Raw genomic sequence first — 15,408 nt, forward strand, 5'->3', positions numbered from 1 at the left:
ATATTGAACAGAAGGGATTTAATCTTTCTCAAAGTCCGACCTAGCCTGATTTCATAAAACAATATGATGCAAGTATAGAGTATGCAGTCTGTTTATCGTTAGTGAAAACTTGGTTAAAAAAAGCCCGATTTACAATGTAAAACGGGCTTAGAATTTGATTAGACTAAATTATTTGTGCAGCTTGTAGAACACGGTTGAAAGTGGAGGCAAACGAAGCTCAAGTGATTGAGGCAGTGATTCACTTTCGACTTGTTCCGTTTTCACACTGGTCAGCACTTTAAAATCGCTTCCGCCGTATTTGCTGTCGTCCGTGTTCAGCAGCAGTTCGTATTGACCTGCATTTGGAACACCTAAACGGAAACGCTCGTGTGGTACGGGCGTAAAGTTGGTGATGATGAGAATACGCTCACCCTCTTTACTGATACGCTCGTGCGCTAGGATGCTTGCATCTGCCTCGTCTTGTAGACGCCACTCAAAACCAGCAGGAACACAATCTTGATCGTGCATCGCCGCTTCATTTCGGTACAAGTGGTTCAAATCGCGCATCAGCTTTTGAACGCCTTGATGACGTTCGTATTCCAGCAAGAACCATTGCAACTGATCATCGTGGTTCCACTCCGCCGTTTGGCCGATTTCCGCGCCCATGAAGTTCAGCTTTTTGCCCGGTTGACCATACATATAACCGTAGTATGCACGTAGGTTTGCGGTTTGCTGCCATTCATCGCCCGGCATCTTGTTATGGATAGAGCCTTTTCCGTACACCACCTCGTCGTGAGAGAGAGACAAGACGTAGTTTTCGCTGTGCGCATAAACCAGCGGGAAGGTGATGGTATTGTGGTGGTATTTGCGGTGAACAGGATCTTCTTTGATGTATGAAAGACTGTCGTGCATCCACCCCATATTCCACTTGAAGCCAAAGCCTAAACCACCCATAAAGGTTGGCGCAGACACCCCCGGAAACGCCGTTGACTCTTCCGCAATCGTCATCGCATTCGGGAAGTGCTTGTACACTTCTTCGTTCATCCATTTTAAGGTTGCGATTGCGTCGTAGTTTTCGTTGCCACCGTCGACGTTTGGTACCCACTGATCGTGACTACGTGAATAATCGAGATAGAGCATCGACGCAACAGCATCGACACGAATGCCATCAATATGGAATTGTTCAAACCAGTACAGCGCATTCGAGACAAGGAAGCGACGTACATGTTCACGGCCTAAATCGTAAATGTAGGAGTTCCAATCTTGGTGCCAACCGCGACGAGGATCTGGATCATGGAACAGAGGCGTACCATCAAAGTTAGCTAAACCATGATCATCCGATGGGAAATGCGCAGGAACCCAATCCAGCACTACACCGATACCAGCTTGGTGACACGCATCCACGAAGAATTTGAAATCATCAGGTGAGCCAAAACGGCTAGTTGGTGCAAACAAGCCAACAGGTTGATAGCCCCATGAACCATAGAATGGATGCTCAGACACAGGCATCAGCTCAACGTGGGTGTAGCCCATATCCACAAGGTATGGCACCAACTGCTCCGCGAGTTCGCGGTAGTTCAGGAAATCACCGTTCTCGTCGCGCTTCCATGATCCAGCATGTAGCTCGTAAAACGATAACGCTTCATCACACTTTTGTGTCACTGCACGGTTTTGCCATTTCGCATCTTGCCATTGGTAACGCTTGTGATCGTAGGTAATGGATGCGAACGATGGGTATTGCTCAGAGTAGAAACCCCAAGGGTCTTGTTTGTGTGGCAACCCTTCCCCATTTGGCCCTTTGAGCTCAAATTTGTATTGTACCCCCTCTTCCAAACCAGGAATGAATAGGCCCCAGATACCGTAGTCTAAGCGTTGCATTGGATGACGACGGCCATCCCATTGGTTGAAGCAACCCACAAGGCTAACAGCAGATGCATGTGGTGCATAAACAAGGAAACGCACACCAGAGATGTTTTCACCGCCACGCTCTAGCGTGACAAAGTGCGCGCCCATGTAGTGATACATGTCTTTTGGCGTATGCAGATGCTCGTACTCTTGGTAGATATTGTGGTACTGGTACGGGTCATCAATAATTTGTTCAACACCATTCCAATCGACCGCTAAACGGTAGTGGGTCAGGTGTAAATCGCGTTGTTCTTTTAAGATGAAACCGCTGTCGCCATCACGCTCAAGCGCCACGCGAGGTTCACCATTAACAAGCAGTTCAACCTTGTTTGCGCCCGGCATCCAAACTCTCAGCGAAGCTTCGTCGTCAATGAATGGACCCAGCGCCGCAAATGGATCTGAGTAAGCCGCCTCAGCAAGCAGTTCGTATGCGCGTTCGTGTTGTTTCTTTATTTTCTTGGTTTTGGTGGTTTTCAAATCTTTCTCCCTAGAGCCAACATCCTTTTCAAGACCAGAGATCTGAATCAAACATCGGTTTCTCCACAGCCAACGTTGTGAACTCACAAAAAGACTCCGCTTCTCACATTCGTTGCGTAAACGGCGTCAAAATACAAAAATGCCCGCTATTGTCGCGGGCATAATAACGGTACTTCATCCTAACGGATTGTGTTTTAGGAATGAGTGACCTAGACGGAACTTTCGTACCTCTGAGCTAACAAAATTGGTAATCAGCTCGTCCATCTACGCCACTCTAGGCATCTTACTTACTCGCCTGTGCACGAACTTCAGTAAGGCGTTTAGAAATACGATTCACATCTTCACGGCTGAAGATTTCATCTAGGTTCATCGACAATTTACGACGCCAGTTTGGATACTCATCCACCGTACCAGGAATATTGACCGGTTGATCCATTTCTAGCCAGTCTTCAAGCTGAACGCTAAGCAGTGCAGAGTCACCCGCGGCTACGTGCAGTTGCAGCGCTTCGCTTAGGTATGAATCCATTGGCACGTACTGAGCATCATGACCAATGCCTTCTGGCAAATAGCCATGCCAGCGAACGCTGTCTAGAATGCCTTGTTTGCACTTCAAGCGGTCAGCGAATAGGCCTTCCAATTGCTGTTCATCAGGGTACAGACCAATCTCACGCCCCATCTTCAAGTCATCACAGTGCCAGAAACCGCGTAGTGTTGGCATATCGTGCGTACACAGCGCAGCCATAGATTGCTCAGCGTAGTGCTTCGGAGAAATAAAGCCACCGTCGTCTTTTGATGTTTCGAAGAAGAAGACTTTGTACGAATGCACACCCGCATCACGAAGGATATCAACGATTTCATCAGGTACAGTACCCAAGTCTTCACCGATTACAGAACACTGATGACGGTGAGATTCCAACGCTAGGATTGCTAGCATGTCTTCAACTGGGTAGTACAGGTATGCGCCTTCTGTCGCTTTCTCGCCTTTTGGAATCCACCAAAGGCGAAGCAGGCCAAGTACGTGGTCGATACGCAATGCACCACAATGCTTCATGTTAGCACGTAGCAATTTGATGTAAGCGTCGTAGCCAGTCGCTTCTAAAACCTGAGGGTTAAGCGGAGGCAGACCCCAGTTTTGGCCTAGTGGACCAAGTACATCTGGTGGTGCACCGATGCTTGCATCCAATACTAGCGCGCCTTCATCAGCCCATGTTTCACTACCAGAATCAGCAACACCAACCGCAAGGTCACGGTATAAACCCACAGCCATGCCTTTTTCTTCGGCTAGCGCTTGCGCTTCTTTGATTTGATCGTCTGCGATCCATTGCAGGTACATGTACAAGTGAACACGATCTTGGTTGTCCTTAATGTACTTCTGAGTACCAGCTGCGTCGAATGTGCGGTATTTCTCAGGGAATACAGGCCAACCCCACATGTTTGCATCTTCTGCATGTAAATCAGCATGAAGTGCATCGAATGCAGCTTGATGTAGCAAGCTGTCGCCGCCTTTTTCAACAAAGTCCAAGAAGGCACGAGCGCGATCGGTGTTCTTGTCTAAATGGCGAGCTTTAAACTCACTGAATAGCAGCGGAAGAACGCTCATTTTTAGTTGCGAAACTTCGGTGTAATTCACCCAATGAGAGTCTCGCGCTTTTTGTAAACGTTGTTGGAACTCTGCGCTACCAACACGCTGTTGTGCTTCTGCACTTAGCGCGAATTCAGGTACAGAGCTTACGTCGATGTACATGATGTTCAACCAACGACGAGAAGACGGGCTGTATGGGCTTGCCCCTTCTGGATTCGCAGGGAACAGCGAGTGAATAGGGTTCAAGCCAATGAAGTCACCGCCACGAGAGGCAATATCACTCACCAGTTGTTTTAGGTCGCCAAAATCACCGATGCCCCAGTTATGCTGAGTACGCAGTGTGTAAAGCTGGATACTAGGACCCCATAGCTTTTTGTGTTGGTTTAGATCGTCTTGTTTGAAACACGCTTTCGGCGTAATGATCAATGACATCTCGTAAGGTGTTTTACGACGCTTACGACTGATGATCAGTTTGTGATAACCCCAAGCCAAGTTCTTTGGCAATGCAAACACTAGAGGGCCACCCTCAGCACGCTCATCACGAACAATTTGGGACTGAAGATAGCCTTCAAGTACCTCTCCTTGTTCTGTTTCTAAACGCCAGCTGAATTCACTCTCACGAGCACTCGTACCTAGGTTTAGTTCCACTTCGACTGGTTCGCCGTCGCGTAAAACAAGAACAGGGGCTAGTACGTCTTTTTTATGTTTCTTTTCAGCAGAAGCCAGTAGTTTTTCATCACTGCTAGTATCGTAGCCAAGCGAAGCGAGCAAGCGGCGTAGCGTCTCCTCAGACACTTTAGCCTCATCTCCCCAAGCACTGACATAGCTATCAGCCAATCTCGCCATTTCCGCGACTTTCTTTAATGCTGTTTGTTCTTTCATCGCTTTCTCCGAAGGTAATACCAACACCTTCCATGTAGGGTTTTATTGTTATCAATAACTTCTTTTGGAAAATGACCAAAGGTAGCGCTTGGCTACCTTGGTCTTAACTAGGTTCTATTAGCGTTTCACCGCTTCAAGTTTCCAGATATTGTTCACGTAGTCTCGGATTGAGCGGTCTGACGTGAACTTGCCAACAAGGGCGGTATTAAGAATGGCCTTCTTCGCCCAGCCAGCTTGATCTTTATATTGTTCGCTCATGTCTTCGTGCGCTTTCACATACGATGCGAAGTCCGCAAGACATAGGTATGGGTCACCGCCATCCAGCAGGCTATCGTACGTTGCACGTAGTAGGCCCGGTTGACCTGGAGTGAATTCTTCACCCAGTAGTAGGTCCATGGACGCTTTGAGTAAGTGATCCGCATTGTAGTAATCAAATGGGTTATAACCTTGAGCTTTCAGCGCTTTCACACCTTCAACATCTAGACCGAAGATATAGATGTTCTCATCGCCTACTTCCTCACGAATCTCAACGTTTGCACCATCCATTGTACCGATAGTTAGCGCACCGTTTAGCGCCATCTTCATGTTACCTGTACCTGATGCTTCTTTACCCGCTAGCGAGATTTGTTGAGAAACGTCAGCCGCAGGGATAATGATTTCAGCCATGCTCACGCGGTAGTCAGGGATGAATACCACTTTCAGCTTGTTACCGATGCGAGGATCGTTGTTCACCTTGTCTGCAATCTTATTGATTGCGAAGATGATTTCTTTCGCTAGGTGGTAACCCGGTGCTGCTTTTGCTGCGAAGAACACAACGCGTGGCGTACACTCAAAACCTGGTTCATTAAGAATACGGTGGTACAGAGACAGTACGTGTAGCAAGTCTAGATGCTGACGTTTGTACTCGTGCAGACGCTTGATTTGAACATCGAAGATTGCATTAGTATCGAGCTCGATACCCATGTTCTCTTTCACCCAAGTTGCTAGGCGTTCTTTGTTCTCTTTCTTCACTGCCATGAATTCTTTTTGGAATGTCGCGTCAGTAGCGTACTTCGCAATACCTTCAAGTTGCTCTAGTTTCGCTGGCCATTCTGGGCCGACTTTCTCAGTGATAAGCTGAGACAGACCTGGGTTACAGAACTTCAACCAGCGACGTGGCGTAATACCGTTCGTTACGTTGTGTAGACGTGTCGGGTACATTTCGTGGAACTCTGGGAATAGGTCTTTCTTAACCAATTCAGAGTGAAGTGCTGCTACACCGTTTACTGCGTAAGAGCCGATTACACATAGGTTTGCCATACGAACCATGCGGTGGAAACCTTCTTCGATGATAGAAAGCTTCTGTTGCTTCGCGACATCACCCGGCCACATTGCACGTACGTCTTGTAGGAAGCGGTGGTTAATCTCGTAAATGATCTCCATGTGACGTGGTAGCAGGTGCTGGATTAGCGACTCTGGCCATGTCTCTAGTGCTTCTGGAAGTAGCGTGTGGTTGGTGTACGCAAATGTCTTAGAGCTGATTTCCCAAGCCGCTTCCCAAGCTAAACCTTTTTCATCCATCAGGATGCGCATTAGTTCAGGAATCGCAATCGTTGGGTGTGTATCGTTAAGCTGGATAGTCTCTTGCTTAGGTAGATCCGCTAGCGAGTAGCCCGCAGCTTCGTGGCGACGTAGGATGTCACGTACAGACGCTGCTGAGTGGAAGTACTGCTGCATTAGACGCAGTGTTTTACCTTTCTCGTGGTTGTCGTTCGGGTAAAGCACTTTAGTGATGTTACCTGCGTCGATCAGTGCGTGCTGAGCTTCGAAGTAATCACCATTGTTAAAGCTTGCTAGTGAGAATGGTGCAATCGCCTGACATTCCCAAAGACGTAGCGGGTAAACCGTGTCTGATTCGTAACCCACAATTGGAAGATCCCAAGGCATTGCTCTTACTGTCATGCCTGGTACCCATTTGCGAACCTCTTTACCGTTCTCGTTAATCACTTCAACGTGACCGTAGAAACCGATCTCTTGCGCAAGTTCTGGACGCGCAATTTCCCAAGGGTAGCCTTCTACACCGCGCCATGCGTCAGGTGCTTCTTGCTGGCGACCATCTTTGAATGACTGTTTAAATAGACCGTATTCGTAATGTAAACCATAGCCGACAGTTGGGAATTCTTGTGCCGCACATGAATCCATGAAACACGCAGCCAGACGACCAAGGCCACCGTTACCCAATGATGGGTCGCGCTCTTCTTCTAGCAGATCAGTTAGGTTGTAACCCAGTTCAGCCATTGCTTCTGTTACTTGTTCATACAGACCCATGCTGATTAGGTTGTTACCCGTCAAACGACCGATAAGGAATTCTAGCGAAAGGTAGTTAACGCTCTTCGCACTTTTAATGCGTGGATCTTCTTCTGTCGCAAGCAAATCTAGAGTAGTAAATTCAGCCAGAGCATGCCCCATTGCTAGGTACCATGCGCGGCTGTCTGCGTTTTCAATCGTATGAGCGTAAGTTACAGATAGGTGTTTCTTTACGCTTTCTTGGAACGACTTCTTGTCAAATTGTTTTTGTTGAGTAGGTTTCATTACGAAATTCTCACGTCTTTTGGTAATTCATCTGCCATACATCGTGCATTTACCTCTGTGAATAAACATCCTCCTAATTCTCATCCTTTGAAGGAGGAGGGCTGAGGGCGTAGAGGGGGTACCATTGCTAGGTTAGTGATCCAAATCTCAACAAAGTGAACTTTGCACCAGTTCTTAGTGATTTTGATCACAATGGAATGTGAGAAAGGTTAAAACCCGTTCATGACGCTTTTTATAGTCCACTCATCTGATGATGTGAAAATTGTAATATCGGTCACATTAACTCGGTCAGCGTAGAAGAACTTTTCGTAATCTATGTGCAACGCGATCTTAACGCTAACGAAACAAACGATATTTAAGTGACGACAATCACAAATAAAGGGCGTAGTTGATGGTAAATCCATCAACCCTTGAGAATTAGGAAGTGGATCAAAGTAACGAACATTTCTGATGTCGTAACATCCCTCTCAGCTCACAGGATTGTACGCTTTTTATACAAACTAGAATTAGGCGATGTGAGTTATTTCTAGTTTTCGCTAGCTTTTATATTTAAGTGACCGTATGGAATGGTTTTTCAGACGGACGCAAGCCCCAATAGTAGCGACATTATCCGGTATTCAAACAGTGTTTTTGATGCTGATGGCATCATTCAGTAAGACGGCTTTCAAGGGGGCTTTACTAGAATGATCACGTTGCTGTCATTTGGGTATACATAAATAAGGACATAACTACTAATGTGGATTCCATCTAAGCTTACTCGACCAGGACGCCTGCACAATGCCATCGTGCGCCCACGAGTGTTGGACTTACTACAGCAAGCGCCTTACTACAAATTGGTTTTATTCCGATCCCCAGCAGGTTACGGAAAAACAACAATGGCAGCGCAGTGGCTATCCGATAAGCCAAACGTCGGTTGGTACAGCATTGATGACAGCGATAACGACGGCTTTCGCTTTGTAAACTATCTGCTTCAAGCATTAAACAAAGCCACCAACTTCAGTTGCGCTAACGCACAAAAACTGGCGGAAAAACGTCAGATCTCGTCTTTACGCTCCCTATTTAGCGAAGTATTCGCAGAAATGGCTGACTTTCATCAAGAGTGCTACGTGGTGCTTGATGACTACCATTTAATCACGAATGATGAAATCCATGAATCCATGCGTTTCTTTTTAAAGCACATGCCAGACAACCTCACCGTTGTGGTAACCAGTCGTGCAGCGCCGCCTCTAGGCACTGCAAACTTACGTGTTCGTGATTTAATGATCGAAATTGGCAACGAGATGTTGGCGTTTGATACCGAAGAAACCACTCGCTTCTTTAACCAGCGTATCGCCGATGGTATTGATGAAGACATGGCGAACAGCCTAAGAACCTATGTTGAAGGTTGGCCATCGGCGATGCAGTTGATCGCATTACAAGCCCAACATCAAAACCGCACATTGGCGCAAACTGTAGAGTCGGTATCGCAGTTCAATCACGCGCATTTGTGGGATTACTTGGTCGAAGAAGTGTTTGACTTACTCGATCACGAAACTCGTCACTTTTTAATGCAAGTATCCGTGCTTGACCACTTCAATGATGAGCTAGTGTTTGCCCTTACCCAACGCGAAGATGCACTGGGAATGATTGAATCGCTTAACCGTTACGGCTTATTCATTTATCCGCTCGAAGGGGAACAGAACTGGTTCCGGTTCCATAACTTATTTGGCGAGTTTTTATCGCATGAGCGCCAAGCTCGTATTCCTCAGCAAGAAAAAGATCTCCACCGCAATGCTGCTATCGCTTGGTTACAACAAAAAGCACCACACCAAGCGATTCATCATGCACAAAAATCGAATGATAAGGACTTAGTGGTAGAGATCCTAAACGAATTCGGCTGGAAGATGTTTAACCAAGGCGAACTCAGCACACTGGAAAGCTCAATTAACAAGTTGGACGATGATCTGTTGTTCAGCCACCCAAAACTTACGATGCTCCGAGCATGGTTGGCTCAAAGTCAGCATCGTTATAACCAAGTGGGCCACCTGCTTGAAGAAGCGGAAGAGGAACACAAAAAGCGTAACATTGCGTTAGATATTCATTATCAAGGTCAAGCAAACGCGTTGCTTGCTCAAGTGGCTATCAACAGTAACCAACCAGAAAAAGCTCTCGAATTAGCGGAGCTAGCGCTTAGCCAACTTGATAACACAATTTACCGTAGCCGAATTGTGGCGACTTCGGTTGTTGGTGAAGTTAACCACGTGCTAGGTAAACTAGACCGTGCTTTGCCGATGATGCAACAAACTGAAAAGCTAGCTCGTCAGTATCAGGTATATCACCAAGCGTTATGGGCAATATTGCAGCAAAGCGAGATTTTAATTGCACAAGGTTACGTGCAAGCTGCCTTTGAACTACAAGATTCCGCATTTCGTCTGATTGAAGATCAGCAGCTTCAGCATGTTCCTCTTCATGAATTTTTGCTGCGTATTCGCGCGCAAGTACTTTGGTGCTGGAACCGACTTGATGAAGCGGAAGAATGCGCGTACAAAGGTCTGCAAATTCTCGAAAACCATTCACCAAGCAAGCACTTACATAGCTATTCGATGTTGGCGCGTATTGCGATTGGACGCGGTGAATTAGACAAAGCAGGTAAATTCATTGAGCATATACAGCACTTGATGAAACAGTCGACTTATCACGTAGATTGGACTGCAAACGCTTCACTATCGTTGATTCTATTTTGGCAAGCGCGCGGGAATACCGATGCAATGCAAGAATGGCTCAACACTGCGGTTCGTCCTGAATCGGCATGCAACCACTTTTCTCAATTGCAATGGCGTAACATTGCTCGCGCCCACATTAATTTAGGCCAATATACCGACGCTCGTGCTGCGTTAGATTTTCTCCAAGGTGAAGCTCGTCGCACTAACCTAATCACAGATACTAATCGCAACTTAGTGGTTGAAGCGGTCCTTTCTGCTCGCCAAAAAGATGAGGAGCAAGCCAAGGCTCTGTTAAAAGAAGCATTAGTAATGACGAACCAAACTGGCATGGTCGGAAACTTCCTGATTGATGGTGCAACCATTGGCGGTCTGCTGGAGAAGTTGAGCCTCCGCCATGAACTGGGCGATCTTGAGCGTCACCGTGCTCAACAGTTAATGAAGGACATTTCATCGAATCAACGTAGCCGGTCGATTCACTTTGATGAAGACTTTATTGAAAAGTTGGTGAATCACCCTAATGTGCCAGAGCTAGTACGTACCAGCCCATTAACACAACGCGAATGGCAGGTTCTGGGACTGATTTATTCAGGCTTTAGTAACGAGCAAATCGCACAAGAGCTGGATGTGGCAGGTACGACAATTAAAACCCACATTCGCAACCTGTACCAAAAGCTTAATATTGCTAATCGTAAAGAAGCCATTGTGACAGCTGAAAATTTGCTACAGTTAATGGGATACTGAACTGCTAGATAAACGGGTTAAAACGTAAAGTAAAACACAAGGGTTGGCGTAACACGTCAGCCCTTTTTTATGACTGACAGTAAGAGAAGTGCAATTTGCAAAGCACGTAAGTAACGTTGTTCATATAAAAAAATAGCCAACCGCAATAATCGCGATTGGCTTATATTTAGTGTGAACAAATTGTATTCACTAACAACGTCAGTTGGCTAGGTGACCCTCGGCTTAAGAAGGGTCGAGCAGTATTATGCATTAATCATGCCAAAATGCAAAGACTTATTTTTGGGCACAAGATCTCATATAAGCTGGATTTATTCACGCGCAAATTATCAAAATGCAACTTTGTAATGCAAATTGCAATTGCATAATGCAACCAAGACTGATAATTGATAGTAGAGTTAATCATCTCAAAAATGTAAACCAAGCATTAAAAGCTCGTTACGGCGACATTGTCTCTTGGCGGGTAATAAAGATAGGCAATAGATTGGATATAAAACCAAGTAGTTACAGCACTATTTCATACTTTTTTCATCGCAATGTTTGTATACTCTCTGCCATCGAAACGACTTAGCATTAGAGCAATGAACTACTTAATTACTTTCTTCAAGGGAATCGCCATGGGTGCAGCAGATGTTGTACCTGGTGTATCTGGCGGCACCATCGCGTTTATCACTGGTATTTACGATACGCTGCTTGAAAGCATTCGACGCATTAACCCCTCACTTTTCTCTATCTGGCGAAAAGAAGGGGTTAAAGCCGTGTTTAATCACATCAACGGATTCTTCCTTATCGCTCTGTTTGCCGGCATTTTCACCAGTATTGCAACGCTAGCAAAGTTGATTACTTGGCTTCTTGACACACACCCGATCCCACTTTGGTCATTTTTCTTTGGTCTAATTTTGGTCTCTGTGTATCACATTATTCGTCAGGTTGAGCAACGCGATCTTGTCCGCTTTGTCATTCTGCTCGTTGGTGTCGGGTTTGCTTATAGTATTACTGTGCTCAAACCTTTACACATGGAACCAACGGCCATTAACACCTTATTCGCTGGAGCTATCGCGATTTGTGCAATGATCTTGCCGGGTATCTCTGGCAGTTTTATTTTGCTGCTGATTGGCATGTATGCTCCTGTATTAGCCGCAGTGAAAGGTTTTCAAGTCGATACATTAGCGCTATTTTTGTCTGGCTGCGTGCTCGGTTTACTGTCCTTCTCTCACTTATTGTCGTGGTTACTACGCAAGTTCCGTGATTTCACCCTGATGTTTTTGACTGGATTAATGATTGGTACGTTGCCAAAGATTTGGCCATGGAAAGAAACCATCACTTGGCGCACCAATTCGAAGGGCGAACAAGTGCCATTGCTACAGCACAACCTATCACCATTTGAATTTGAACACGTGACATCACAACCTTCTCAGTTAGTACTTGCTGTCGTGATGATGCTTGCAGCCATTGCTCTGGTTTTGGGTCTAGAGAAATTCGCAGATTCAGATAAATAACTTTGGTATCAAACACATACTGAACCAAATAAAAACGGAGCCAATTGGCTCCGTTTTTATCTATTGGCTAAGGGCAAAACATCTCAATTGAAAACTCTGCTGTATTTGATGCAATAAAGTCCGTCGCGTTACTAAGAAGCTGGTCACCGAGGTATAACGCACAATTTACCGAGGTCACGAGTTGGCGAGCGGCGCATCTGTGCTACGATGCTCGTAATGTTAAGTGATAAATGCTGAACCTTAATGAAACTGTTACAAATCGCCGCTGTTTCAGCCGCATTAGTTGCGGGATTTTATGCCCCGACTCTAATAAAAAACTTTTCTTCTTCCACTCAAAGCAAGTCAATAGATGAATACTGCTTTCTCTCTACAACCTCTTGCGTCCAAGAAAATGTTACGATGACGCTAAACTCAGAAACTGCTCAACCCTTGGTTCCTACCACTCTAAATGTTGAGTGGCATACAAGCGATGCTAAGCAACTCATCCTAAGTCTTTCAGGAAGAGAAATGGAGATGGGTGAGCCTAAGTTTTTGCTGAAGCAAATCGCTCCTGGCCAATATCAAGGTGACATCATTCTCCCAGTTTGCACGGAGGATGCAATGACTTGGGTTGGTGAACTCAGTGATGGAGAGAATACCGTTTACCCTGCTATAAAAATGCAAAGATAAGGAATCGTTATGAGCCGCAATTGGTCCCTATTTCTCGTAGCTGCTTTCGCACTCGGGTTTGGCGTAAAGAGCTATTTAGATAATCAGAAAACGAAGCCAGAGCAAGTGGACAGTTCCACCTCTCAACAAACAGTATTGTTTGGGGAAAATAACCAAGCCATCAATATCTTCGATGTGAATGACCCTCGCATCCGAGTCGTCTATTTTGGCTTTACTCGCTGCCCAGACGTTTGCCCAACTTCTCTTGCAATGCTGGCAGGAGCACTGAATCAAATTGACGACGCGCAAAAAGCACAACTACGCCCGATGTTCATTTCTTTAGACCCAGAGCGTGATGAGGCCGATGCATCAGCAAAATATGCCCATTACTTCCATCCAATGATTGAAGGCCTATCGGCACCACTTGATGTAACGACACCTTTGGCACACAACTATGGTGTCATTTTCCGCAAGACAGAATTGGAAGGCTCGGAACTAAAGTACACGCTGGATCATAGCTCTTACTTTTACTTCTTGAAGCCGGATGGCACGTTAATCACTAAAGTACCGCATACGCTCTCGCCGGCACCGATTGTTGAAGCCATTTCAAAACTAACGACCGAAGGCTCTTCAAATGACGGTTAAGTCAGCGCTGAAGCAATTTTTCAATTTCCTAACTCATACCAACCCCAATGTCGAACAAGACGTCGATACGATCATTGACGCCATTGGGGGCATAGAGAACCTGCTAGAAACTGGTGCATGTGCGACTCGGCTGCGTCTTACCCTCAGAGCGACGTCCGTCATCGATAAGAACGCACTCAAAAATCATGGCGCGCATGGCGTCGTGATATTGGATGATCGTCATGTCCAAATAATATACGGCTTAAAAGCCAACACGTATTCGCAGATTATGGAAGAGCGCATCACAAAACAAAGTTAATATTTTTGCAGTATAGCTACCCTCTTTAAAAAAGGGCAGCTATACTCTTTTGGCTTAATTAACTCACTTATTTATTAACCAACGAAGAGGACACAAGATGATTGTATTGAATAACACTAACTGGGCATCGCAAGGGTAACCCTAACAGCACCAACTCTGTGGCATAACCACAACTCCCCCTTCTCTGCCCGGTCTTCACCGGGGTCAACTCTATCCGAATTAGACCCTAATGCGATTTGTATTAAGGCGCTTTGTTGCGTCTGGGATAATTCAATAATGAATCAAACACATACTTTTTGTGACACATTAGTTTCAACTTCAAACCCTCTAAAACAATTGGGTTGGAAACCATTTTTTCAGCAACAACTAACATTAGACGATTACGACAACACTATCTTTGCTCGTGTAATTGCGCATCACCGAAGTGGTTATTTATTGGCAACAGAAACTGGGCAAGTTCATCTTAATGCCCACCATTCTTTACCCAATATGACCGTCGGAGACTGGGTAATCTTAAATGAAGATCAGCAATTTGTTCGCTTACTGGATCGCTTGAGCCTCTTTAGCCGCAAAGCCGCTGGCAGCAAAGTGGTAGAGCAACTTATCGCAGCCAATGTGGATACAGTGTTTATCGTCTGTTCCCTTAACGACGACTTCAATTTAAGTCGTATTGAACGCTATCTTGCCTTGGCTCATGAAGCCGAAGTCGAACCCGTCATCGTGCTTTCCAAAGCCGATTTGTGTGACAATACTGATGAACTAAAAAGCCAAGTAAAGAAGCTCGACCCTCTATTAGCTATAGAGACAGTCAACGGCTTAGAAATAGAGAGTGCTTCTAAACTCATGACCTGGTGCAAAGAAGGACAAACCCTCGCTTTTATCGGTTCTTCAGGCGTTGGCAAATCAACTCTTGTTAATGCATTACTCGGGCAACAAGAACAGGCAACTGGGCATATTCGTGAAGACGATAGCAAAGGGCGACATACAACTACATCGCGCTCTATCCATCTATTACCTGATGGCGGCATCTTGATTGATACTCCGGGAATGCGCGAGCTTCAACTAGCAGATTGTGAATCGGGGGTCAGTGAGGCATTTTCTGACATTGAGGCGCTCGCTCAGCGTTGTCGCTTTGGCAATTGTAAGCACCAAACTGAGCCAGGCTGTGCAGTTCAAACTGCGATTGCAAATGGCAAACTGGAGGTTCGTCGTTTCAATAACTATCAAAAACTATTGCGAGAACAAGCCTTTAACGGCGCGACTTTGGCAGAGCAACGAGCACAAAGTCGACGATTCGGTAAACTTGCTCGCAATGCCATGAGTGATAAGCGCAGGCGCCAACAAAGTTATTAATTTGTTGCGTTTGAGTTGTCAATAAAATCAAAGGAGACGAAAGTCTCCTTTTTAACAACTTTATTAAAAACCATTACTCATAACTAATGATAATTTTCAACATAAAAATCTTATTTAAATAACATTGAG

General features: G+C 45.6%; 9 protein-coding genes. 6 read left to right on the forward strand and 3 right to left on the reverse strand.

What is annotated here, in order from left to right; translation table 11 throughout:
- Positions 1–168: 168 nt before the first annotated feature.
- From glgB to CAG68_RS17965, 3 genes are all read right to left on the reverse strand, one after another.
- Positions 169–2,361, reverse strand: coding sequence for a 1,4-alpha-glucan branching protein GlgB (gene glgB, locus CAG68_RS17955; RefSeq protein WP_373921381.1), 2,193 nt, complete (start codon positions 2,359–2,361; stop codon positions 169–171).
- 283 nt (positions 2,362–2,644) lie between these two features.
- Positions 2,645–4,825, reverse strand: a complete 2,181-nt coding sequence (gene malQ, locus CAG68_RS17960; RefSeq protein WP_005374838.1) for a 4-alpha-glucanotransferase — start codon at positions 4,823–4,825, stop codon at positions 2,645–2,647.
- A 117-nt stretch (positions 4,826–4,942) separates the two neighbouring features.
- Positions 4,943–7,396 carry a glycogen/starch/alpha-glucan phosphorylase gene (locus CAG68_RS17965; protein ID WP_005374836.1) on the reverse strand — a complete coding sequence of 818 codons (2,454 nt, stop codon included), beginning with the start codon at positions 7,394–7,396 and terminating at the stop codon, positions 4,943–4,945.
- 734 nt (positions 7,397–8,130) lie between these two features.
- Between CAG68_RS17965 and malT the strand changes: the two genes are divergently transcribed.
- From malT to rsgA, 6 genes are all read left to right on the forward strand, one after another.
- Positions 8,131–10,839 (forward strand): HTH-type transcriptional regulator MalT, encoded by a 2,709-nt coding sequence (gene malT, locus CAG68_RS17970; RefSeq protein ID WP_005374834.1) that lies wholly within the window; start codon positions 8,131–8,133, stop codon positions 10,837–10,839.
- A 578-nt stretch (positions 10,840–11,417) separates the two neighbouring features.
- Positions 11,418–12,335 carry a DUF368 domain-containing protein gene (locus tag CAG68_RS17975; RefSeq protein ID WP_025998607.1) on the forward strand — a complete coding sequence of 306 codons (918 nt, stop codon included), beginning with the start codon at positions 11,418–11,420 and terminating at the stop codon, positions 12,333–12,335.
- A gap of 243 nt (positions 12,336–12,578) precedes the next feature.
- Positions 12,579–13,004, forward strand: coding sequence for a hypothetical protein (locus CAG68_RS17980; RefSeq protein WP_017634464.1), 426 nt, complete (start codon positions 12,579–12,581; stop codon positions 13,002–13,004).
- A 9-nt stretch (positions 13,005–13,013) separates the two neighbouring features.
- Positions 13,014–13,628: an SCO family protein gene (locus CAG68_RS17985; RefSeq protein ID WP_017634465.1), complete on the forward strand. Its 615-nt coding sequence runs from the start codon at positions 13,014–13,016 to the stop codon at positions 13,626–13,628.
- Positions 13,618–13,926 (forward strand): PTS transporter subunit EIIB, encoded by a 309-nt coding sequence (locus CAG68_RS17990; RefSeq protein WP_017634466.1) that lies wholly within the window; start codon positions 13,618–13,620, stop codon positions 13,924–13,926. Before CAG68_RS17985 ends, CAG68_RS17990 begins: the two co-directional genes overlap by 11 nt.
- A 276-nt stretch (positions 13,927–14,202) precedes the next feature.
- Entirely contained in the window at positions 14,203–15,279 is a 1,077-nt protein-coding gene (gene rsgA, locus CAG68_RS17995; protein ID WP_086047215.1) for a ribosome small subunit-dependent GTPase A, read from the forward strand.
- Positions 15,280–15,408: the final 129 nt, after the last annotated feature.

The organism is Vibrio sp. V42_P2S4T144, from assembly GCF_009904715.1.
GTDB lineage: Bacteria > Pseudomonadota > Gammaproteobacteria > Enterobacterales > Vibrionaceae > Vibrio > Vibrio alginolyticus.